This is a genomic window from Vibrio gazogenes (genome assembly GCF_023920225.1).
In the GTDB taxonomy this organism is placed as follows: Bacteria; Pseudomonadota; Gammaproteobacteria; order Enterobacterales; family Vibrionaceae; genus Vibrio; species Vibrio gazogenes.
In genome coordinates, this window is sequence record NZ_CP092588.1 from 852731 (window position 1) to 876575 (window position 23845).

Annotated in this window: 20 protein-coding genes and 1 CRISPR repeat array; of the genes, 8 read left to right on the plus strand and 12 right to left on the minus strand. The window is 46.3% G+C overall.

Annotated features, from left to right (window positions below; translation table 11 throughout):
* The first annotated feature begins 8 nt into the window (after window positions 1-8).
* A complete protein-coding gene (locus tag MKS89_RS19415; RefSeq protein WP_072955550.1) occupies window positions 9-1142 on the plus strand; it encodes an exonuclease SbcCD subunit D in 1134 nt (377 codons plus the stop codon).
* A gap of 9 nt (window positions 1143-1151) precedes the next feature.
* Window positions 1152-4190, plus strand: a complete 3039-nt coding sequence (locus tag MKS89_RS19420) for an AAA family ATPase (protein ID WP_072955548.1) — start codon at window positions 1152-1154, stop codon at window positions 4188-4190.
* Window positions 4191-4367: 177 nt separating this feature from the next.
* Here the strand turns inward: MKS89_RS19420 and MKS89_RS19425 are convergent, their stop codons facing one another.
* Genes MKS89_RS19425 through MKS89_RS19435 form a run of 3 tightly spaced genes read right to left on the minus strand, consistent with a single transcriptional unit; the run spans window position 4368 to window position 6077 of the window.
* Window positions 4368-4787: a hypothetical protein gene (locus tag MKS89_RS19425; protein ID WP_072955545.1), complete on the minus strand. Its 420-nt coding sequence runs from the start codon at window positions 4785-4787 to the stop codon at window positions 4368-4370.
* Complete coding sequence (locus MKS89_RS19430) at window positions 4777-5580, minus strand: polymorphic toxin type 44 domain-containing protein (protein WP_072955542.1); 804 nt, start codon at window positions 5578-5580, stop codon at window positions 4777-4779. The genes MKS89_RS19425 and MKS89_RS19430 overlap by 11 nt, the downstream gene beginning before the upstream one ends.
* The gene (locus MKS89_RS19435) at window positions 5580-6077 is read right to left on the minus strand and encodes a type VI secretion system PAAR protein (RefSeq protein ID WP_072955539.1); all 498 of its coding nucleotides are present in this window, start codon (window positions 6075-6077) and stop codon (window positions 5580-5582) included. Before MKS89_RS19435 ends, MKS89_RS19430 begins: the two co-directional genes overlap by 1 nt.
* Window positions 6078-6277: 200 nt before the next feature.
* Here MKS89_RS19435 and MKS89_RS19440 point away from each other — a divergent pair, with 200 nt between their 5' ends.
* The 4 genes from MKS89_RS19440 to MKS89_RS19455 all read left to right on the plus strand — a co-directional run bounded on the left by MKS89_RS19440 (window position 6278) and on the right by MKS89_RS19455 (window position 8093).
* The gene (locus MKS89_RS19440; protein WP_159439591.1) at window positions 6278-6415 is read left to right on the plus strand and encodes a hypothetical protein; all 138 of its coding nucleotides are present in this window, start codon (window positions 6278-6280) and stop codon (window positions 6413-6415) included.
* Between the two features lie 225 nt (window positions 6416-6640).
* Window positions 6641-7069 (plus strand): GNAT family N-acetyltransferase, encoded by a 429-nt coding sequence (locus MKS89_RS19445; RefSeq protein WP_072955537.1) that lies wholly within the window; start codon window positions 6641-6643, stop codon window positions 7067-7069.
* A 22-nt stretch (window positions 7070-7091) separates the two neighbouring features.
* The gene (locus tag MKS89_RS19450; RefSeq protein WP_072955534.1) at window positions 7092-7445 is read left to right on the plus strand and encodes a hypothetical protein; all 354 of its coding nucleotides are present in this window, start codon (window positions 7092-7094) and stop codon (window positions 7443-7445) included.
* Between the two features lie 177 nt (window positions 7446-7622).
* Window positions 7623-8093, plus strand: coding sequence for a GNAT family N-acetyltransferase (locus tag MKS89_RS19455; RefSeq protein ID WP_072955532.1), 471 nt, complete (start codon window positions 7623-7625; stop codon window positions 8091-8093).
* A 520-nt stretch (window positions 8094-8613) separates the two neighbouring features.
* Here the strand turns inward: MKS89_RS19455 and cmr6 are convergent.
* From cmr6 to MKS89_RS19495, 8 genes are read right to left on the minus strand one after another with little or no spacing between them, the layout of a single operon-like run.
* The gene (gene cmr6, locus MKS89_RS19460; protein WP_072955529.1) at window positions 8614-9588 is read right to left on the minus strand and encodes a type III-B CRISPR module RAMP protein Cmr6; all 975 of its coding nucleotides are present in this window, start codon (window positions 9586-9588) and stop codon (window positions 8614-8616) included.
* Window positions 9578-10033 (minus strand): type III-B CRISPR module-associated protein Cmr5, encoded by a 456-nt coding sequence (locus tag MKS89_RS19465; protein WP_072955526.1) that lies wholly within the window; start codon window positions 10031-10033, stop codon window positions 9578-9580. The genes cmr6 and MKS89_RS19465 overlap by 11 nt, the downstream gene beginning before the upstream one ends.
* Entirely contained in the window at window positions 10033-10965 is a 933-nt protein-coding gene (gene cmr4, locus MKS89_RS19470; RefSeq protein ID WP_072955524.1) for a type III-B CRISPR module RAMP protein Cmr4, read from the minus strand. Before cmr4 ends, MKS89_RS19465 begins: the two co-directional genes overlap by 1 nt.
* Entirely contained in the window at window positions 10965-12185 is a 1221-nt protein-coding gene (locus MKS89_RS19475; RefSeq protein ID WP_159439592.1) for a type III-B CRISPR module-associated Cmr3 family protein, read from the minus strand. The genes cmr4 and MKS89_RS19475 overlap by 1 nt, the downstream gene beginning before the upstream one ends.
* A complete protein-coding gene (gene cas10 / locus MKS89_RS19480; RefSeq protein WP_072955518.1) occupies window positions 12160-14412 on the minus strand; it encodes a type III-B CRISPR-associated protein Cas10/Cmr2 in 2253 nt (750 codons plus the stop codon). The genes MKS89_RS19475 and cas10 overlap by 26 nt, the downstream gene beginning before the upstream one ends.
* The gene (locus MKS89_RS19485) at window positions 14399-16093 is read right to left on the minus strand and encodes an RAMP superfamily CRISPR-associated protein (RefSeq protein ID WP_072955515.1); all 1695 of its coding nucleotides are present in this window, start codon (window positions 16091-16093) and stop codon (window positions 14399-14401) included. Before MKS89_RS19485 ends, cas10 begins: the two co-directional genes overlap by 14 nt.
* A gap of 2 nt (window positions 16094-16095) precedes the next feature.
* Window positions 16096-17982, minus strand: coding sequence for a hypothetical protein (locus MKS89_RS19490; RefSeq protein WP_131814865.1), 1887 nt, complete (start codon window positions 17980-17982; stop codon window positions 16096-16098).
* Window positions 17983-17986: 4 nt separating this feature from the next.
* Complete coding sequence (locus tag MKS89_RS19495; protein ID WP_072955511.1) at window positions 17987-18304, minus strand: STIV orfB116 family protein; 318 nt, start codon at window positions 18302-18304, stop codon at window positions 17987-17989.
* A gap of 99 nt (window positions 18305-18403) precedes the next feature.
* On the opposite strand from MKS89_RS19495, the gene cas1 reads away from it, so the two are divergent.
* Complete coding sequence (cas1, locus tag MKS89_RS19500) at window positions 18404-21454, plus strand: CRISPR-associated endonuclease Cas1 (protein ID WP_072955508.1); 3051 nt, start codon at window positions 18404-18406, stop codon at window positions 21452-21454.
* Complete coding sequence (gene cas2 / locus MKS89_RS19505) at window positions 21439-21732, plus strand: CRISPR-associated endonuclease Cas2 (RefSeq protein ID WP_205409149.1); 294 nt, start codon at window positions 21439-21441, stop codon at window positions 21730-21732. The genes cas1 and cas2 overlap by 16 nt, the downstream gene beginning before the upstream one ends.
* A 59-nt stretch (window positions 21733-21791) precedes the next feature.
* Window positions 21792-22299: a CRISPR direct-repeat array (repeat unit 35 nt; unit sequence GTCTTAACGGCCTGTTTCGGCCAAGGTATTTCCAC).
* A gap of 534 nt (window positions 22300-22833) precedes the next feature.
* On the opposite strand, the gene MKS89_RS19510 is transcribed toward cas2, so the two are convergent.
* Window positions 22834-23841 carry a 2-hydroxyacid dehydrogenase gene (locus MKS89_RS19510; protein WP_278247319.1) on the minus strand — a complete coding sequence of 336 codons (1008 nt, stop codon included), beginning with the start codon at window positions 23839-23841 and terminating at the stop codon, window positions 22834-22836.
* Window positions 23842-23845 lie beyond the last annotated feature (4 nt).

A 23845-nucleotide genomic window follows, 5' to 3' on the forward strand; every position in this document is an offset into this window, starting at 1 on the left:
CAACACCCATGAAATTTATCCATACTTCAGACTGGCACCTCGGCCGCCAGTTTCACAGCGTTTCACTGATTGCCGATCAAAAAGCCGTGTTGGCGCAATTGGTTGCTTTTATTGAGGAAAACCCGGTCGATGCGGTGATTGTTGCCGGTGATATCTATGATCGTTCCGTACCGCCAACGGTTGCCATCGAACTGTTGAATCAAGTCATCCATCAGATTTGCGGCACGCTGAATACACCCATGATTCTCATCCCGGGGAATCATGACGGTGCGGAGCGGCTCGGCTTCGGGGCTGAGCAGATGAAAAATGCCGGATTACACATTATCAGTGACTTTAAACAGATGCTGGAACCGGTCATCCTGCGGAGTCAATCTGCCGGTGAAGTCGCCTTCTATGGCATTCCTTACAGTGATCCTGAGACGGTTCGTGCAGCCTTTCAAACCTCAGTTACGACGCACGATGACGCCCATCAATTGCTGACCCGCAAAGTGCACGAGCACACCTCCCCCACCCAGAAACAGGTGCTCATCAGTCACTGTTTTGTCGATGGGGCGATTGAATCCGAGTCAGAAAGGCCGCTCTCTATCGGGGGCTCAGATCGGGTCAGTCATGAACACTTTATCGATTTCGATTATGTCGCCCTCGGCCATCTGCATCAGCCCCAGCAAAAAGGTGCGCCGTACATTCGCTACTCCGGCTCTTTAATGAAGTACAGCTTCAGTGAGCAGCATCAAAAGAAAGGATTCACACGGGTTGAATTCAATCAGGACGGTTTTGTGTCTGCCGAACATATCGAACTGACCGCGCCGCATGAAATGCGCATCCTCGAAGGTGAACTGAACACCATCCTCGAACAGGGCAAGACCGATCCGAAACATCTTGATTATCTGCTGGTCCGGTTGATGGATAAACACGCCATCCTCAATCCGATGGAAAAACTCCGCGCCGTCTATCCCAATGTGCTGCATTTAGAAAAACCGGGCATGTTAATTGGCGTGGAACAGGAGATGGCATCAGCCAGACTGTCACGCAGCGAGATTGACATGTTCCGTGATTTCTTTGTTGAAGTGCAAGACTGCAACTTATCGGCAGAACAAGATCGTGCTATCAGCGACATTATCAACCAACTCACCCGGCAGTAAGAGACTCGCATGACACCATTAAAACTGACAATGCAGGCCTTTGGCCCTTTTGCGCATACAGAACAGATTGATTTTACGCGGCTGGGGCGTCATCCGCTGTTTCTGATTAATGGCCCGACCGGTTCAGGAAAGACTTCGATTCTGGATGCGATCTGCTTTGCGCTGTATGGCGAAACCACCGGCAATGAACGTCAGGGCAACCAAATGCGCAGTGATCTCGCGAGTATAGACACCCCGACTGAAATCACCCTGACTTTTGCCCTGCATGATAAAGTCTATCGGGTCACCCGCAGCCCGGAACAACAAGTGCCCAAAAGCCGTGGTGAAGGAACCACCGTTCGCAAACACAGCGCAGCGCTGTACGACATCACGAACGAAGAAAAACTCATCACTGCCAAAACCGCACAGGTCAAAACCGATGTGACGGCTTTGATCGGCCTCAACGACACCCAGTTTCGTCAGGTCATGGTGCTGCCACAAGGTCAGTTCCGCGAGCTATTACTGGCCAGCTCTAAAGATCGGGAAGCCATTTTCGGCCAACTGTTTCAAACCGATATCTACAAAAAAATCGAGTTTGCACTCAAAGATAAGGCCAGCGATATCACTCAAGCTAAAAACGAATTCGATAACCAGATTCGCGGCGCATTACAAGTTGCAGGCGTCACCTCAGAGCAGGCACTGGACGAACAACAGGCTGAGCTTGCCCGACAACTCGAAGCGGCGCGTCATCAAGAGCAGAACACCCTATCGGCACTCAATCAGGCTAAATCCGAGATTCACAAGGCCCAAACGCTCAATCAGGATTTTGACCGATTCAGTCAGGCGCAATCCGCCCTGAACACGCATCTTGAACAAAGTGCGCACATGGCAGCCAAGCAACAACAACTTGATACCGCGCGCAATGCAGCCAAAATCCAGCTACCTTATGTCAATCGAATCAATGCAGCCAAGCAGACTGACGAGTTTCAGCAGAAAATCATCACTCAGGAGAAGGCTCGCACCACCGCGCAGACGGAACAACAGAATAAACAGGCCGCACTCGATGTCGCGACGGAACAAGCCAAGCAGATCCCTGAACTGAGCAAGGCGGTCTATCAGTTAGAAAGCCTCAAAACCAAATTGACTGAAAAGCAGGCGCTCGAAGCAAAAATCGCGGAACATATCAACCAAAAACAAAAGCTTGAGACCACTCAGACCCAATATCTTGCCCATAAAGAAAAATTGGTTCGCGAAGCCGAGCAAGCCCGCCAAGCATTGGAGAAAGCGCAAACTGAAGTGGCTGAAAAACCAGTGATTGAAGCTGATATTGCCCGAATGCAGCGTTTAGCCACGGATCTCAATCAACTGGAAACCCTCAGAAAACAGCATCAGCAAGCACTCGAACAGACACCGCAAAAGGCGGCAGCGGTCGAACAAGCACAGCAAGATTTTACTGCGGCGCAGCAACAAGCCGATCGGCTAGAAATGCAATGGCACAGTGCGCAAGCAGCCATTCTTGCTCAGAAACTTCAGCCCGGAGAAGCGTGTCCGGTCTGCGGCAGTTGTGATCACCCGTCCCCCGCACTGTTGACCGAGACTGAAGTGACCAAAGCGCACATCCAGCAAGCCCGCGCAGAACAGCAACAGGCATGGCAACACTATCATCAACGCTCAGCACAGCTTGACCAACACCAGACACTCATTAGCCAAACCGAGCAACGCCTGAATGAGTTCACCACACAACTCGGTGAACAAGCCTCGATTCAACCGGCACAGCTCCAGCAAGATTTACAGGCCAAACATGACCGTCTGCAATATCTATCCACCCTCAATCTAGAACAAATGGCGCAAGCCGTCACAACGCTCAACCAACGCTGCGAAGCCGGAGAACACAAACTGACCGAACTCCAGCAACAAATGGTTGTCAACGATTCACGGTTGAGTACCAGTCAGGAGCAATTGCGTCAGCTCAGTGAATCAATTGACCCTAAACATGACAGCGTCACTAAGGTCAATCAGGAAATTGCGGCAACCCAGCAGCAAATCGACACGCTCAATCAAACATTCACGACCGCACAGACTGAACTGCAACAAGCAACACTGACCTATGCGAACCTTAACAGCCAGATCACAACCAATCAGGAGTTACTGCAACAGGCCAAAACACGCCTGACCACAGCAGAAGCTGAATGGCACCAAGCGTTGGCTGCAAGTCATTTTAACGATGAGCAACACTACCTCGACAGTCAACGCACCGAGCAGGAGATTCAGCGCTGGCAACAAGAGCTGGATGAATTCAAACAGACACAAACCCGCTTGGAACAGACGCTGGCTGACTTAACGACAACTTTAAAAGATGCCCAAAGACCGGACTTAACAGCACTGGACGCAGCCCTGACGCAGACCCAACAAACCTATGCCGACGCTCGCCAACAGCTTGACGCCATCTATTCAACCTTCGAACGGTTGGAGAAAGTGCGTCAGGATATTACTCAGTTACATGCGAAAAATGCCAAACTGGAACAAGAATATCAGGTCTACGGCACCCTCTATGATGTTGCCAGCGGCAGAACGGGGAGCCGGGTCAGTCTGCACCGCTTTGTGCTGGGGGTATTACTCGATGACGTCCTGATCCAAGCCTCTCAGCGGTTGAGTTTAATGAGCAAAGGTCGCTATACGCTGGTGCGGAAAACGGAAGGGTTCAAAGGCATTGCCGGCCGGGGGCTAGATTTAGTGGTGGAAGATGGTTACACCGGTAAAAACCGCGATGTGGCGACACTGTCCGGCGGGGAGTCGTTTATGGCTGCGCTGGCGCTCGCTTTGGGCTTGTCTGATGTCGTGCAATCCTACAGTGGCGGTATCCGACTGGAAACACTATTCATTGATGAGGGTTTCGGTAGCTTAGATCCGGAGTCGCTCGATCTGGCGATCCAGACATTGGTAGACCTCCAACAAACCGGGCGAATGATCGGCATCATCTCCCATGTCGCGGATCTGAAAGAGCAAATGGCGCTACGGATTGACGTCGAACCTTCACTGACCGGATCAACCGTCAAAGTGCATCATTAAGCGCTGAGGTGAAAACCAGCCGAGTCATGATTGCATATTGCCCTAATGGTACATTTGAGTGTCATTAGGGCTCACTGATACACCTTCATGCTTGCATACGCAGGTAAATACACGCCCTAACGGTTCTTTATTTTTCGGTCGGAAGAAAACAATTCGTCCCGTTTTACCGCCAAAAAATCACCAACAGAAATTCAAAAACAGAAAGTCGGTCTCTTTATAGCGAAGCAGTTTTGCATGATCGTCAAGATAGATATCCAATCGACACACATTGTGTAAATCAGGTTGCCCTTGTTCGGCGATCATATCCAGCGCATCAATCACTGAACGCTGATTTTTGTAAGACCAACTGACTGAGGCCAAAATATCCGGTGAGAAAAAAGTCGCTAGCCATGGCCGTTTAATAACAAACATCACCGACCCTTGTGAAACCTCTTTTATTTCTGATGTATCGTCATACTGATATAACCAAACCTGTATCGGCTTGTCTGGGTTGTTGTAATGAATGTACATCCGTTTTGGGAAGAAAAAAGCAACGATAAAACCGATGCATATCAATAAAAGAATCATTCGAATTATTTTGACTGGACTAGCTTTCATTTTCTAATTCTTTTCTGTGGGGGTGAAAACATAAATGAATGTCACGAGCTGCGTCAGAAAAACTCGCTTGCTCCAACCGTTTCATTAATTCCGATGAGGTCAATGTTGCTAACGAATCGCCGTAATCCTGATATAGTTTGAAGCCGACCTTCACAGCAATCACATCATCCGGGGCATCGCCCGAGGTGGTCATATTATCGAGAAACTGTGCTCCGCCTGCACCTCGTAACAAAAGCTCTTGGCTAAAACCGCAAGCCAAACCAACATAGCCATAATGCACATTGGACCAAATATCATAAAAATAATCATGTTTTTTATATTTATGCCAATAACTTTTAGAATCAGTCGGTGGTTTATCATTAGGTTTTTTATTTTGCCGATATGCTCGTACTTTCGCTAATGTCCATAATTTACGATGTACCGCAACAGCTTTTAAACTTGGGTTATCACGAATTAATGGCTTATGATCCCACGAATGCCCTTTATATACTTTTTCAAGCCACAATGCGCTTGCCGTAATCAAGTCAGGCCGCGGCATAGATGCAAACAGTTGTTTATACCACGGTAATTGCTGCCATTCCTTCAGCCGCTCATACTTATAATCCAACAAATATCGAATCGTTTCACAAGTCTGACTCTGAATATTTGTTTTCATTTCACCAATAATATATTCAGCGACCAGTAAGGCACCATCTGAATGTTGACACGATAACGAAATAGACACTGGATCAAGCGTAGAGGCGGGGGTCGAGACAACCTCTTTTTTCAGTACCCAGCCCGATGTATCTGACATTATATTTCCTTAATAAATATTTGGACTTTTTTCGGCTGAGTACCTGTATCTGTGACGGGTAACTGTCCACTGTGATCGGTTTTTCCCTGAGCAATTATTTCTCCATCAACAACAATACGATATTCCACATCCCGAAGCGGTTGCCCTGTTTCATCTTTAATAATAAAGGCACGATCATGCAGTTTTTTCATCAGTTGTGGTTGTGGGACCTCATCACCAATATTAACCGTACCCCCTCCCATTGTTACCCCACCACAATTCACCGAACCGCCTGTGATCGCTGCCGGTTTGTTGTTAATCATCACAGTAGAAGAACCCGATGATATTTTTCGTGCATGTGGTGGATGCTTTGGTTTGGAATGAGGTACGAGTGGGTCCCCGACCCGAGCAGCGGGAATACCATCAATGAAAACGTCGGGAGAGCCGGAAGTGACAGGTGTTGGTGGAAATCCATCATGAGCAGTTCCGGTGTCTCCGACACGAACAGCTTTAGCCATAACTTTTATTGGATCCAATAACGATGAATGATATTTTCAAATATCACATTGAACACAACTCAACAACTTAAGTATGCAACTAGTTTATTTTTTGAGAGATGGTGTCAGAAACTTTTATCACTTCTTCATTCACTTAATGATTAAGCCACTATCCGATTCAATCTGAACAGATCAAAGCCAAGACTGATCGTGTCGTATCATTGCTACTGGTAGACCTCCAACAAACCGGGCGGATGATCGGCATCATCTCCCACGTCGCGGATCTGAAAGAGCAAATGGCGCTACGGATTGACGTCGAACCTTCACTGACCGGATCAACCGTCAAAGTGCGTCGTTAAGCGCGGAGGTGAACACCAGCCGAGTCATCATTACAAATCAGTACAATCGACGTATCATCATGATTTGTACTCAATTGCATCACAATTAATAAACTGGTTAAAAGGAACATAGATAAAGGTTCCAATATCTAACCGTTTCAAATAAGCTTTCAAACAGTAGTTACGATATATTCATTCCTGTTTTCAGAGATTGAAAACAGTCCGATTTAAGCAAGGAGGCGATTGATGCTCGATATCAAAAAACCGACACTATCTGATGCACCAGCCATTGTTGCACTGCTGGCGTCTCTTGGTTATCCGGAAACCGAGACATTCATTGAAAAGCGGATGACTCAACTCCTCTCTCATGACAACGACGTGCTGCTGATTGCTGTCAAAGAGTATGAAATTATTGGGGTGATTGCTTTACATTTCATGCCTCAGCTTGCTTTACCCGGGGATTTTTGCCGCATCAGCTATTTCTGTATCTCTGAGGCGTCTCGTGGCGAGGGTGTGGGTACCATGCTTGAGTCTCATGCCGTTGATATCGCAAAAGCGCGCGGCTGTGATCGCATCGAAGTCCATTGCCATGCCAGACGTGTTGATGCTCACCGCTTTTATGATCAAAACGGATATGTAGAATCACCAAAATATTTAGTGAAATTGCTCAATTAAATCAGTTATACGGAGAAACGATATGTCGATTACCAGTAAAACGGACGAAGAAATTATAGCCATCGCCCAGCCGATGATTGATGCCGTTGTCAACGCTTCAAACCGGCAAGACTGGGCTGCTTTTTGTGCTTATCAAACAGACGAAGAAGCGCAGGATCTCAATAATAAAGAACATGTTCTCAAGTTATGGCAAGAAAATGAATTTTTCACATCGTTAAGTCTTGACCGAGAAATACTGGCTGTATTGCGTAACAATGAAGTGGCTCAGATCGTGTGGAAGCAGACCAGCAACGTGGTTCCGGGAGAACGTTTAGCGCGTTACTTCATTAAAGAGATTGACCGGCAAATCAAAGAAATCGGTTTCTTGATCAATTGACAAGGCTGTCGTTAGCAATACACCAAAACGATTCATCAGAAATTTGTGCTGTGTGACATTTTGATATATAACGATTTTTGTGGTGAACGATAAATTTTGGCACGGTATTCAGGAGCCCTTCCCCTCATTTAACGTTATATAAGTAAATGTTATATAAATAAAAGGACAATCCAACATATGGAAATCAAAATTGATGATTTATCGGGTGGCGAGGTGATCAGACTGCTCGAAGAGCATCTGGCAGATATGTATGATACCTCACCTGCGGAAAGCGTGCATGCCTTAGATGTTGATGCACTCAAATCCCCGGAGATAACCTTCTTCAGCGCTTGGCTCGGTAATGAACTGCAAGGTTGTCTCGCCATCAAACAACTGACCCCCGAGCATATTGAGTTGAAATCGATGCGAACCTCACGCGCTGCCCGTCAATCCGGTGTCGCGACGCAACTGCTTATGCATGCACTCGATATTGCCACTGAGCGCGGCTATCAGACAGTTAGCCTTGAAACGGGATCTCATGATTTCTTCCGCCCGGCCAGAAACTTATACGAAAAATTTGGTTTCCGTTATTGCGGGCCATTTGCTCACTATCAAGACGATCCGCATAGTCGCTTTATGACACGAGATCTAATCAATACATTCAAATAACAAGCAACAGCATTAAGCACTTCAATATGAACAAAATAGGTTCATTAACAACGTCAGTTGGCTATGTGACCCTCGGCTTAAAAGGATCAGTTGTACTACAGCACTATACGTGCCAATCACACCACCAATTACCGGAGCAGCCATAAAAGAGATGCTATCATCGCAGCACCAACCGTATAAGCCGTAGTTGTACCAATTTTAAGATAGTTCCTTTCTTCCCTCTGAACGATATCGCGGTATTCAGTTTCCAGTTCAATCTTAAGCCTATTTCATCGCCGTGAACCGCACAATAATTACTAGACCACAGACCGGTATCTACTTCGGCTTGCTCATCTGTAGCTTGCTGCGAATGTCCACTTCCCCTTTAATGAGACACTTCCGGCACTTGTCTGCACTTTGTTCGTTAACACATCTGGGTGTTTTGCTATTTCATTGAACACTTATAGTCCCTTAATATAAAAAATGTCTTGGTTAGATGATTTGATTCGTAGTAATCCCCAACAGTCAACCATAATCAACGCTAATTTTTATCGGTTCGAGACTGAAAATAACCATATCCTAGCGCTGTCTTTGCACCGGCTCCCTGATGTGAAAGAGCATGACACAGCATATCCATAATAAATTTCAGCTCATCACTATCAACTATCTGTGCACCAGGCCGTGGTACAACTGTTAATTGCAGATCAAAATCTTCCAACGCTAAAAAACTGATTGGGACAGGATCATGCCAATCATTGGGCGTATTATTGAGCTGCCCCGGGGATTGATTCCCTTGTGTGTACCAGTCTCTAAAATGTGGGGTCATGATATCAACCACGAATTTCATTTTCTTCGTTGGCAACGCATCAAAAAAGATATAGTCACCCGCCTGCTGCTCCTGGACTGCTTCAGCGACCTCACGATCAGAGACAACCTCGCGACCAAAAACACGCTGCATCATCTCTGTAAAAGCAGGATCATTCGCGGATGCGGTATCTTCATCTGCATAAATATCTGTCAGAAATGACTTCAGAATCCCTTTCAGTGCAGACCCCGGTAAATAAGGAATGCCCAGCGTCGGGTGCCAAAGCAAGTTCACGCCGAGCAAGTGAGGGATCGATAATCCATTGACGAAACGCCAGCTACAAGTCATCGTTCTGATGACATCCTTCATCTCGATATGCTGTAAACCAGTTTGTTTCAATAACGACGTCACGAGCGATTTTTGCCTTGCCTGATATCGTTGACAGACGATGTTTAATCCATCGTCTTGATTACTATTAACCGCATTTTGTACTGCATTGAATAACTCTTTTGGTGGCCCGACCGTTAAAACTCTCGGTTGTTTGACATGTTTATGGTTCGGCATTTTCCCTTGTAACATCAGGTTAAAGAAATACGCTTTATCCTTATCCTTCCCATTTTCTTTACCAGCTTTATAGGGATTAAAAGTCATAAAGAATTTGTTATAAAGCAGCCCCCAGTTCAATGTTGGCACGATATCGTCATTGGCCATGCTTACCTCCTGATTGCTGCGTGTCTGACGAAGGCGACTCACCGGACTCCTTCAATTTGAGTACCGCGACCTTTGCTCTTAGTAATGCTTTCAGCCATACCAATAATTCAGTGATTTCAGCTTCAATCGCCATTCGTGTCGTGATTGAAATATCACCCTCTAAAAGATACTTCAGTAATTTGTCATTACCTTCCGATTCTTGTAACGGGCACAAGCCTCGCTGTACGAGTTGTTCTTTCATCACCATCAGACAGATTTCATAGGCGGGGTTTTCTTGATTTTGGATCAGATAAATCACAAAGTGTAATAAGCCGTTATTGCGTAAAAAAGCCGGCATCGCTGCAACAGTTGATTCACAACTTTTGACATCTATCTTTTCGCGATTGTCCTCAATATATTGATAACAACTATTGGCACGTTGCGTGGAAAGTAAAAATTCATTCATTATTTCTTCTCTCCATTGAGCTGCTCCGATGACAATAAACAGGTATTCATCCACCCCATCCCTGTCGTCTCATGGCCCCCCACCTGAACATAGTTTTCACATAGTCTTTTTAATTGCTCGTTTGTGTCCGACGAACGACAAATCACCGTACTATAAAACATGGTCTCAGGAGGTAATGTCTCAACATACCAGAGACTATCGTTAGCCTTCGTCTTGGGCACTAACTTCACATGAGGCGTTACCGGTGTGGCTGTGGTACATAGATGGCGGAACAGATTATCATCAACCAGAATCAACTTTTGTTTGATTTCACGTTGAAATAACTTGCCCGCGTGCTCATCGCCATAACCAGAAAAAGAAACACCTGTCGTTTCCAACCATTTCAAGAATGTATCGAACCAGTCCTGAACTTCATTCTTCTCATCCGTTTTGCGAGTCTCAACTGACAAACAGAAGTCTTCAATCAATAAGTCTTCTTGCTGGGAGGGTGTTTGGGAAGAGCAGCGATAAGCCTTATTCCTGGGGTTAGCAAAATCCTCACTGTGACCAAAATTATTAATTTTACCGCCTATCCGGAGAACATCCCGGACATAACGCTGTAAAACCGCAGGACAAGTCACCCAAAGCGTATGGCTATTGAGGCTACGTACCGGTAGCCACAATAAACGGGCATCGCCAAACAGCAAGTCACCAACGCCACCTTCGGCATCCTCACTGCTTTGACCAAACCAACCCTTCGCATGCTTGTTCAACTCGTTGTCATTTGTTGCTTTCACACGATATGCGCCCTTCACGGCAGAACCAAAAATAACCGGCCAGTTGTTGTGTGCTTCGCGCATAATCGGCAAGTCAATTAAGCCATTGCCATTACCCGCACCTGCGTGAATCTGTGTTTCAGCCTGCATAAATAGCAGATTAGACGTTGTTTTCATTATTTTTTATCCTCTAGTGGAAGCAGCATATAGTGACCATATCCATAATGTTGCTGGTTGGCATGCGCACCGAGAAAATAGTGCCCGGGAATCGAGCCGTAGTTCAATTGGGTATTGCTGCAGCGTGCTTGCTGCTTGTTCTGGCACAATTCTAGCTGTTCCGTCACATCATCAAATTGTTGTGGTTGAGCAAAACGAATCAGTGCACAACTGCCCGCATCGAAGTAATGGAGAGAATCAACGGCACCTGCCGTATCCCGATAATTCTGCCAACCCCCAATCGGTCGTGGCTTATCCGCCAGTAAATTGAGTAACTCGCCATCAGGAAAGCACGCTTTGACCTGTTCCGCTAGCCATTGGTGTGGTCCTGAAGCTGATTCAGATGTGACAACATTTGTCGATAATGGGCTTAAGAGACTGGCAACAAACAATCGGGAAGGCGGTACAGAAAAAGAAGGCGGACAATAAGACTTGTCCTGCGTGATATAAGCAAGACGACCTTCAGCCCCAAAACGAACCCATGCACCTGAATTCAAACGTTGACACAGTTTTTCCTTACATTCCTGAAGTTCCGGTGCAAAAAACAGAGAGACCGAAAAAGCGAATTCGTCTTCCTGGGGTCGTATATGCTCTGTGAGATAAAGCTGACCTGTTTCAGCCTGCTTGTTTTTGGCGTTCAAAGCAATCCCCAGCCGGGTTTCATGTGTCAGAAGATTCGTCAAATCCAGAATAGAATTTTCAGGCATTTCATTGGATAAAATCACCGAATCTTTCATCCACAGAGGGCGATGCACATACTCATCGTTCGACGACAGCTTGAGCTCATGCAACCGACCAAAGTCCGCCGTATAAGATGTTCCCGTAGGTTGGAGGCATTCATAGTGTTTTTGTCGTGCTTGTTCAGATAAACACTCAACGATCAAACGGGGCGCAGGGACATAAGTGTCTTTCTTATATTGGAGCCGCAGCGGGGAAATCCGGAGCGGCGCTGCATTACCCCACGGTGCTTTAAATAATCGATGATAGTGAGGATCATCGGTCTTTATTTCTTCTTTGAGCAATGCCATCAACGCCCCAAGTATTGTTCGCTGCGATGGAAACAATTGACTCGACGCCGCAACCTGTGTACTGCCATTATGATTTCGACCATCACGAAAATACCATGAGTCATGCATGTGGATAGATAGGCTGATGTCATTCATGTCCTTCATGTCCTTCATCCCCATTCTCCCGTGTTTGTTCATGCGTGCCATGATCGATCCGGCAATTCACCTTGTCAGAGAGAAACTTGGCAATAAACGCAATATCAGGATTGAAATACTTGGTCGCGAAATGAGCACCGTCGATTTTCGTTTGTTCTTCGCAGAGCCGATATAAATCATCTAACCAAGCAAGGTCGGTGGTTCTGAGTTGTTCTGAGTTGTTCTGAGTCCGGAGGTACTGAGAAACAATAAGTGATTTCAACATTTGCGGTTGATGATCCTCTACATAATAATAGTTATCTGCTTTTGTCTGGTGATCGACCTCATGCCGTTTCGGATCCAGCATGTTCATTCGCTGGGCTATCTGGCGTAGCTGATACAGAAAACGATTGCTGGTTGTTTCATCACTGCGACGAAGACCGTCAATAACCCGATATAAACGACTCTGACTCTGATCGAAAAAGTCCGGCCATTGCGTCCCCCACTGCTGCTGCATACCATCTTGATTCACGATACGGATCGCAACCGCGTTTCTGCCATACTGACGCTTGGCAACTCCGGACAACAATTGTTGAACATCACGTAACACGCGCATTAGTGGCACATTCACATGGTTAAACTGCACCGCGGCTGAGATCGTTGGTTTGTACTCAAAACGTTTATGAACGGATTCAGTAAAATCATCATGTAGCTGCTGTACACAGTTGAGCGCGTAGGCACCGGGTAGCAAGGCAACCAAATCTTCACCACCGGCATACACTAAAAAGCCATGATGCTGAGCAACAGTTTTTTCGGCTTTACCGGTATAATCATGCAATGCCTGACTGATAGCGGCGACATGAGATGAATCATTCATATGTTGTTGAATCAATTGGCCAAACCTATCACCATCGAGGGCAATCACCGCATAATAACTATCCGGTGAGCGCAGCGTATTTGGCAATTTATCTTTGAGCGCGTTTAATGCCGCAATTTTTTCTTTCAGCCTTTGCTTTTGCTGTTTACCCCGAAGCCCATTCATTTCTGCCTGTAACAGGAAATCGTAGCAACTGTTTCCGTCTAACTGGCAAATTGCATATGACTCGTCTTCTGAATCACCCAAACAGTCTGAGAATTGCTGTTGGAAATGCTTCAAATAACGACTTTGACCACTATGTTTATCACTGCCGACCCGGACAAAATCTTTCAGGCAAGCCACTAATTCTGGATCTTGCGCTTGCTGAATGTACTGGCCAATGCGTAATAGCCAATCGACCGCAGACAGATAAGTTACCGATGGTACCCGGGCATCCAGTGACCAGCCCCGTAGACAAAGCGGCGGAGACTCTAACTGCTTAACCGCATTTTTTGAAGAAAATAACCAGTTGGTGATCCGGTGTTGCCACCCAATACTCTCTTCTTTAGCTGCTGACCGGGAAATATCCCCGATCGAAGCAGAAAAATATTCAAAATAAAAAGCGAAACGCCGTTTGAAATACGCGACTGCACTCAGCATCTCTTCGTCATCAACATCATGTTCCAGTCGAATCGTTTTATCCGTCATCTTCTGTGTTCTGAGTTGTGTCCAGAAATCCTGAACGACCGTCATCCGTAATGAAATACCTTTTCTCGGGACTGTCATCCCAGACATTTCTTGCAGTCCGGCAAAGTAATTACATTTCACCCCCGGCTCAGGTTCATCGGATGCAACATGCGCACGGAACAACTTACGGCTGGCCATAGCATCTACACCCGATGACAGCGAATCCGTGATGACCCATTGTATATCCCAATAGTGAGTCAGCTGACGTTGCCACACAGCATAACATTGCTTGATTTGTGCCTCACTGAAATCCGCCTTTTCTAATCGCGTTTTTACATCAGCATCAAACACAAATTGCCAGAGCTGGTTCCAGAATGTATAGATATCATGGATCACAAGTGCCGCATCTTTGCGGTCAAACATTATCGGCACTCGGGCAGAGAAACGGTTCGGCAAACGCGCATATTGCGGGCCACTATCTTTATCGACAAAAGCATCGACAAGGCTCTGGTTTTCTTCTGGCAAGATCGATTGAAAAACGAGTTCATCTGACGATTGGCCGCGGTATGCGTGAGTTATCGAACGCTGCCCGACCGCACACAATAAAGAGAGCAAAAATGAACCTGCCCAGAAATCACGGGTTCTGCGCCCACTGGTGATGAACTGCTGCACCGGTGTGATAGAAAAGTGGATATATCGGCACTGAGGACTATTTTGCTTCATGCGACGGGCGGCCTCCGCGATCAATTGAAAATTTTCGGGATACTTTCGGCTCTTCAGATTCTTTGCCGTTATCGGGCAAATAGGTGAGCAGATTGGCAACTAATACATTAAAAAAGCTTTGGGGATTCTCAGGATTCTCAGGATCCTCAGGATCCTCAGGATTCTCAGGATTCTCAGGATTCTCAGGATTCTCAGGATTCTCAGGATCCTCAGAACGATATAACAGATCAGTAACTGCTGAAGGATGAAACTTTACCTCTCCCTCTCTAGTCGAGAGAAAAGCAGATGTCTCAGTTTCCTTTGAAGGCAAGAAATCGGATGTTAATAGCAATACATTCAGCACAATGGTCTTATTCTGAGTCACAGTGAATGAAAGATAAACCATCGACCCTCGGCGGTTGATCACAATTTCCCTATCTGAATAAGATAAGGAAAGGTTCGTTTTAGCGACATTTAAGGGAAAACCAACCTGTAACCGAGCCGGGATCTCTTCTTTCTTTATCCAATCATGATCATGTTCTCCGATGGTCAAACGGGCATAGTGATATGACTGGCCAATGATCGCCAGCATTTGATTGGGTTCTATACCCGAGAATTCCAACTGAATCCATTTCGTGGCCGGAGAAAATGCCGGAATCGGCGGTAAGTCCGGATGCTCAGTCGCAGCATTGGAATCAATAACAGCATCTTCAATCAGTTCTTTGAGTCGTTCCCGTAATGTGTCAACCGATGCTGACGACACCATCTGTTGCTTGAGGCCTTCAATTGAAAACGAGCCAAAGCCTTTGCGGGAACGAGCGCCCAAACCACCAAACTCCGCCACACAAAGCAGCGCATATAACACTTGTTCACGCTGTTCCGGTGTCAAATCCGAATCAAGAAAAAGCTGTACACGAAACCTTTTATCTGTCGGAATCATTGGTTTGATACCACCAATATCATACTTTTTGGTTATATTTTCACGAGTAGGTATAGCGTTGAACTGTCGTTTGAAAGCTTGCCCCATCAGATATTGCACAGGGTCCACATATCGACTACATAACTTTGTATATTCACTTTTCCATTTTGCCGCTGGAACTTTTCCTTTCTTATCATCACGATAGTCTTTTGCCAACTGTAAATGCCCCTGAGCTTGCTGATTCGGGTCGGCAGGAAAAATCTGAATCCGCACCTTAGAGGCTCCGGCGCCTTTTTCCTCTTTATCTCCTGTTCCCCCCCAAATCTGACGTTCTTGTTGATGTAGTTCCTTAAGAGCCTTAGACTGCTCCGAGGGCGCATCAGCATATAATGCCCGCACATTGGACCATTGCATAGCCCGCCACCAGTATCTCAGTAACCCTTTCAAGCTACTCGCTGGCGGGAGAATCGGCGGTTCCTTGGTGACTTCTTTTATCAATAGCTCAATTTCACGCTGTATGTTTTCTATTTGATTTTTTAGTGACGTCAACTCCGCTGATTTTTCGTTGTTATACTGCTTACATATACGAGAGTGCTTTGTTATTTTGATATTTATTTGTTCCCAGAGCTTCGGATAGACTTGTTGCGGTGCTGGCGTTAATGCCGGAGAATGAAATCGTATATAACAGGTCATCATCTGTCCGGAGGTATTCTCATTATATTTATCTGCCAACCGATCTTTCAGCTTGTTTTGTAATTCACGTTTTTCTTCCGTCGTTGCCATCCTTATCCCCCCACTTTGGCTAAATCGTAATAGCGTAAATCAAACTGTATCGCCTGATATTGTCCATCAATATACTGTGCCTTAATATCCGTCGTGGTCGTCATTACACTGGCGACCACGCTGGCAACTTTGTTCCCTGACGTAAAATCAATCACCGTATCCCACGGGGCAACGGGTTCACTCGCCACAGTCTGGCGGACATCAGCCATACATTGCTCAAACTGGTAAAAATCTGTCCCGTATTCGTCAATGTTAAAATCAGGTTGAAGCACTGCCTGATCGCAGGGGGCAAAACAAGGATGCACAGAGAGATATTTACGCACCTTATCACTCAACACCGCAACCTTGGTCGTATTGCCATACCCGTCACTGATTTCTCTAGGATGCTCATTTTGAGCACACACAAATTCATCCGTCACTTGCACCAACGGCTGGTGCTCATCCTTCCGGTAAAACTGTATCCGGGCCTTTTCGATCCGGTTATACACCAGAAACAACGTAATCAGGTTGATCAGATTCCCCATCTGCCGATTACTGCCTTCAAGGTGAACTTTGTGATGAGAGGATTCATCTCGATGATTAGACACGAGGAGTGTAACCGGAGATTGAGACATATCTAAATGCTGTTGCCTGTCCTTTATATCATTCAGTTGCATATGATGTTCTAACGCGACAAAAAGCATCCGCCACTCTGTTCTTGGCCTGTCACAGCCGAAGTAATCCTGAGCAACATCATAAATACCGATTAATTCACTGAACTTCAACGACTGAGGAAGCGCTTGTTCTAAAGAGAGGTCTTGCTCTAAAAAAAGCGCAACATATTGACTGATCACCTGTACCAAATCGTAGTCATTAATTTGCAGAGACTTCTCCTCTTGCATATGCTCCAGTTCTTTCCTATCCCCTGAAAACAAAGGCTTATAGCGTGTTTCCTCTTTCAGCGGATTGAGTAACAATTCACAAGCACGCTGATGATCAAAACCACCTTGTTGCTTGCTTTCTTGAATCCGCTGAAGATTGGCACTAAACCACCGGAGAATTGCCGTTGCTCCGAGCATAAACTTAACCGCATTGTCACCTTTTTTATACTTTTCGAGCAATTTATCACCAAGCATACTCTTCGCGGCCTCGAATGCATCATTTCGAAAACATTTTTCAATCCGGTGTTCAGAGCACGTAGAGACAAATAAAATCAGATGATGATGCGACGAAGCATCACTTTCCGGCGCTTCGTTAGTCGGCACCGAATGTTGACGAACCTGCTGTAAAAACAGGTATCCGCCAATCAGAGCAAACCAAAAATAATGACCCACAGAGATCGGGTGCAGACAGATATGAATCACAATCCCGCTGACAGCAAACAACAGAGCCAGATAGAAATCCGGGGAGATTTTCAGATAATCCCAGGATGCATATCGCTCTCGCCCGCCAAACAGAGAATAGACAAACAGGCAAAGTACCAACAACATCACAATGCCGACCCACCAGGCGAATGTCACTGTGTGAAAATCAGACCAGTTCTTAAACTGTGCATTGATGATATCCTTACCGATATCCAGTACCACGGCAAATAATAGCAACGTTACCAGCAACAATATCCGAGAGCGATACGAGGGCAACTGATTGAATGCATGACGTGCGTTGGGCTGTCTTCCCAGCGCAATCCGTGTTTGCCAAAGAGTCATCATACTCAGTGCCGCCAGCAGGAAAAATAGCAAACCACCAATGATAAAAGTCATCCACTGAAAAGAGTTGCCTGTCTGCGGTCCCAACAACCAGACTTTCAGTTCAGTCGATAGCCAGCCGGTGCTGATCGCCGCAATCATGGCGCTCAGGACATAACCGACCAGCCGGATATTCTGCGACCGGAAAAATTTCATCTTATTCAATCGATTAGCCCTCCCTGACTAAACGCCCAAACTGAAATGTTCCTTCCGTAAATTCAACGAATGATTCAGTTGAACTCGGCAATCGCCGGAGTAACTCAAAGACGATCGCTTCATCACCGACTGCCATGTCGATTTCAATACGCTGATACGCAATACTGATCCCGATCAGCCCAGAAAGAAATTCGGCAGTACTACGGTGTCCAATGGCAGAAATAAAACCACCCGATAGTGTTTGTCTCACTTCGTCAACAGTTAGTGGCCCGGAATACTGATAGCTTCCGAATGCTGTTAACACCGGAGAATTCACAAGATAAACCGCCATCGATGCACCTATATGATAATATATTTATTTCATACCAGAAGGTAAAAACTAATCACCTATAGGAAGAACTGTCAACCTTTCATCAGGATATTTTCAGGAATGATCAGAGAAATTGATTTTAAACATTTACTGCCGCTCAAAGGAATTGATATTCGTCTACGCTGCTTATCCTCATTCGAATGCCCGCCATTTCACTATCCAGTCATTTCTGCCTGGTTGAGATATCTCCTCGATTTGGGAGATGACTACTCAAAATATTTTTGTATCGGGCTGGCAGAAAGCGGTAAAACCATATTCAGTAAAGGGGATGATTATCATCTGAGAATTATTCTGCTTTCACCTCCGGACTCACTGCTTGAGCATCTGTTCAGCCAGCTACAACGACTACCCGACAGCTTTACTCATATATCTGATGGACCGTTCGGACGGAATATGCAACTCATCGCCATCAATGATTGCTTTTCACTCATGCCTGTAACTCTCCCGGAGCAACTGAGCAGTTTTGATGAAGCTCGTTTAAACACTATCGCAGAGTCACTACAACCCATCGAACGCTTTGTCTGGCGCTGGGATAGCTTTGTACGTTTAAGGAAGCCTCAGAAAAAACACCAAAAACTCTCAGGTGATCACAGATTTTGCCGGGACAATCATGATTTTTCGACCTCCCTGCTACTGGAACGGGTTTTTTCATCACTGGCTGATCTGACCAACAAACATCACCATGGTGAACGCCCGACTCTGGGCGACATACCGGATCTCCGTCTGGTCAACTGCCACAGTTTCTGGATGGATAACACATACCAGAATGAGAACGGTCAACTTAAACCGATTGGCGGAGCCTACGGCGAACTGCAGTTTGAAGGAACACTTGATATCACCTGGTGGCGGTACATTATTCTCCTCCACTGGCTGGGCATGGGCCAGAGCCGGGTGTTCGGTCTGGGCCGTTTCAGTCTGCTGACGCCTGACGGAACGCCAATCTTACGCCACCCGCTACAACCGGCACTTCGCTGGAGTCATATGCTCCACCGGGAGCACTATATCGACAATGCTCTGAGTAAAAGTACCGGCACCGTACATGAACCGCTTCCGGATAAACCACAGCTACGCAAAATGGTTACGGCATTGCTCCAGCGTACTTACGTCGTCCCCGATTTACAGGGCAGCATATTACAACAGGAGGGTAAAGCCCCGCGTGCACTGGCTTCCCCGCCTCTGGCCGATCGTGTGCTGCAACGTATTGTCCTACAGGTCATTCAACACAGTACCGAACGCTTTTTCTACGATGGCAGCTATGGTTACCGACCAGCTCATTCCCGCCAACAGGCAAGGGATCATATCGTCAGTCTGGTACAGGCAGGTTACCGCTGGGTGTTCGAATCTGATATCGAAGATTTTTTTGACACATTAGACCGTGAAAAACTGGCACTGCGACTTCGGTGTTTACTCAATGATGACTGTTTAACCGACTATCTGCTGGCATGGATGTCCGCGCCGGTCATCTATCAGGGAGAAAAAATCATCAGAAAGAATGGCATTCCTCAGGGCAGCCCACTCAGCCCGCTGCTGGCAAATCTGATGTTGGATGACTTTGATAATGACCTGAAATTACAAGGTTTCAAACTGGTTCGGTTTGCCGATGATTTCATCATTATGTGTAAAAGTGAGGCCAGAGCAAAAGAGGCCCGTCAACAGGCAGAACGCTCTTTAAAAGAACACGGATTATCACTGAATCCGCATAAAACCCGCATTACAGAGATCGACCGGAGTATCCAGTTTCTTGGCTATCTGTTTGTGAATGACATGGTCTGGGACAACCCCAGAAAAGCGACCGCAAAAGATCTGTCCGTACCGCCGCATTCATGGCTGGCAACCTATTACGAACGGCAGAAATCAAATCAGGCAGTATTATCACAACCAGTCACAGAGACCGGACACGCTTTGGAAGACTCAACACTAATTCCCGTCGAAAGCTGTCATAACACATCAGTTGATGAACAAGAGATTGACAATAACTGCGACCTGATTGAAGACGACAATGCTCTCTATTCTGATGATGCCGATGAGCATGATACTGTAACAGACGATACTGAACCGGAGGTGATACCGGACAACCAAATGCCGAGCGACAGTTCAAATTCTCTGTTGACACCGGAGCTGACCACCACAGGCCACAGAGACAGCCGGGGAACAGGGATCTATATTTCGGGAGATCCGTGTATTATCCGCACCTATCGCAACCATATTATTGTTCAGCGAGGCGACAGAATTCTGACCGACACACCGTGGACTGCGGTCAGCCACATCATTCTGTTCGGCCATCATCAGTTAACCAGCCAGGCAATTCATCAGGCATGTGAAAACAGCATTGCCATCCACCACGCGACCGGAATGGGCCGTTATATTGGTGTCACAGCATCTCCCGAACTGACATCCGCCAATCAACAGCTTCCACAACAACAGCAACAACTGGATGATGAACGGCGGCTTTGGATCAGCCGTGCGCTGGTCATTGCCCGAATACGCAGTTGCCGTGAAGTCCTCCGCCGCCGTCATCGTCCGGAACAGCATGAATTAAAACGCTATCAGCAACAGGCAGAAACAGCGGCAAATTTGATGCAATTACGCGGTTATGAAGGCTCGGCAACCCGGCTTTATTTTGGGGCTCTACAAGAGATTTTACCTGACTGGGCTGGTTTTTCCGGGCGAAACCGTCTTCCGCCGCAAGATCCGTTCAATGCTTTATTATCGCTAGGATACACACTGATTTATGGCTATACCGACAGTCTGCTCAGAGCCAGCCACCTGCTCTCCTGGTCCGGAATTTATCACCAGCCCGGCGGGCGTCACGCGGCACTGGCTTCGGATATGATGGAGCCATTTCGCTATCTGGTAGAGCGCACGGCACTGACGCTGGTGAACAAAAAAATCCTGACGGAAAACGATTTCGAGATTCAGCCAGAAGGCGTGAAATTAAAAACGGCAGGACGCCAGCGCTATCTGTCAGCACTGTTACATGAACTGACTTATCAGACAAAAACCATATCATCACAGGCTGATTCGCTGTTTGAACAGTTACACAAACAGATTCACAGTCTGATCACAACCATTCGTACCGGGGAGACATTTCAGGCATGGCACAGCCGATAATTATTTACGCGGTCTGTTTTGATATCAGTGATGACCGGATCCGCCGCAATGTTGGCAAAATTTTGCTGGGCTACGGTGATCGGGTTCAGGAATCGGTATTTGAAATCGCCGTCAAAACACCCTATCAACTCCATCAGCTCATCGGACAGCTCCGTCCACTGCTGGAAGAATCGGACAAACTGCGCTTTTATCGTCTGTGCGCCAACTGTCGGGAACAATCTCACGTCATCGGAGAAGGCCGGATCGCCGACTGGCCGAACGCCATTATTATCTGCTAACCGCGGGTAAGCCCGCTTTTATTCTTTCAGAAATACGAAAGGCTGCCATGCAATATGGCAGCCTTTCGGCCTGTTTCGGCCAAGGTATTTCCACCAACCAGTTCTTACCTCAATCTATACCCAATACGTCTTAACGGCCTGTTTCGGCCAAGGTATTTCCACCAACCAGTTCTTACCTCAATCTATACCCAATACGTCTTAACGGCCTGTTTCGGCCAAGGTATTTCCACTTGTTACATCCTTGTTTCTGCAACAGATACATCGTCTTAACGGCCTGTTTCGGCCAAGGTATTTCCACGTGGATTTTGAAGCCGGGTATATCCAGGTAAAGTCTTAACGGCCTGTTTCGGCCAAGGTATTTCCACTGAGTACAACCGTCTTGAGGATGTACTCAAAAGTCTTAACGGCCTGTTTCGGCCAAGGTATTTCCACAGTTATTACTCATCAGGTTGGGGAAAAACTAAGGTCTTAACGGCCTGTTTCGGCCAAGGTATTTCCACTCAAACAAATTAAACATGAGACAAGCCATTTTGTCTTAACGGCCTGTTTCGGCCAAGGTATTTCCACAGCACTCACTGCAACCCCCATCAGACAAGGCCTGAAAACGATGATTTGGCGCATCTGTACGTTTATACATATCAAAATCCCCATTTCCAATCGATTTCAGTCAGGTTCAGCCAATTGACCAAATCCCATGTGGACAAGTGATCATAGCATCGAATCCCCCGACGGATAAAGTAAGATGATCACAAAACCACTTTGCAGCTGCAACCGAATAACCTTGTTCGATAACCAGATGTTCTCTTTGTAGCATGACTCACGCCTAAAAAATGAAAAGAACCACCTCACTATCGATTTTTATCAACAAAAAAAGCCAACCACAAAATTGTGATTGGCTATCAATATGAACAAAATAGGTTCACTAACAACGTCAGTTGGCTAGGTGACCCTCGGCTTAATAAGGGTCACTGTCATTATTGCAGTATACGTGCCAACTTTTAATGTCAATTTAACCATTTGATTTTAAATAGCTTGTATAAATATAAACCTCTTCTCAATACACTAAAACTCATATGCAATTTTCAAAATGCAAAATGATTTTTATTTTGCAACAACGAATTCAACCTCATTACCGCTGCGAATATTCTGCTGGAAGCTGTTCACATTGTCGAATGTCGTACCGGCGATCGATAATAAGGCTTCTTTAGTCAGAAATGCCTGATGGCCGGTAAACAGGACATTATGGCAAGCCGATAAACGGCGGAACACATCATCGGTAATCACAACATTGGATTTATCCTCAAAGAACAGTTCTTGTTCTTCTTCGTAAACATCCAGCCCCAGAGAGCCAATAACCCCTTGTTTGAGTGCTTCAATCGCATCAAGTGCATTGAGTAATGCGCCGCGACTGGTATTGATGATCATCACGCCCTTTTTCATTTTGGCAAAGGCCTGAGCATCGAGCATATGGTGATTTTCTTTGAATAGCGGACAGTGCAAACTAATCACATCCGACGCTTGTAATAGTGTGTCTAAATCGACGTATTCTGCCCCGAGCTCAAGTGCGGCAGGGTTTTGATAGGGATCATGCACCAATAACCGCATGCCGAATCCTTTCAGAATTCGCAAAGTCGCGACACCGATTTTTCCGGTTCCGATAATGCCGGCTGTTTTACCATACATGTTGAACCCGACTAACCCATCGAGTGAAAAATTGGCATCTCGGGTGCGCTGATAGGCTTTATGAATCCGTCGGTTCAGGGTCATCATTAAACCGACGGTATGTTCAGCCACGGCTTCAGGTGAATATGCCGGAACCCGAACCACCGTGATGTTGTGCTTTTTGGCGGCTTCCAGATCGACATTGTTATAACCCGCACAGCGCATTGCCAATAATCGGGTGCCATTTGCAGCTAAGGTCTGTAGCACCGGCTCAGACAGATCATCATTCACAAATGCACAGACAACCGGGCTGTTATGCGCGAGTCTGGCGGTCTTTTGATCTAACCGGACTTCATAAAACTCAAGCTCGAATCCATATGCTTGATTGGCTTGGGTAAAATACGCCTGATCATAAGCTTTCGAGCTAAATACTGATATTTTCATCACTTCA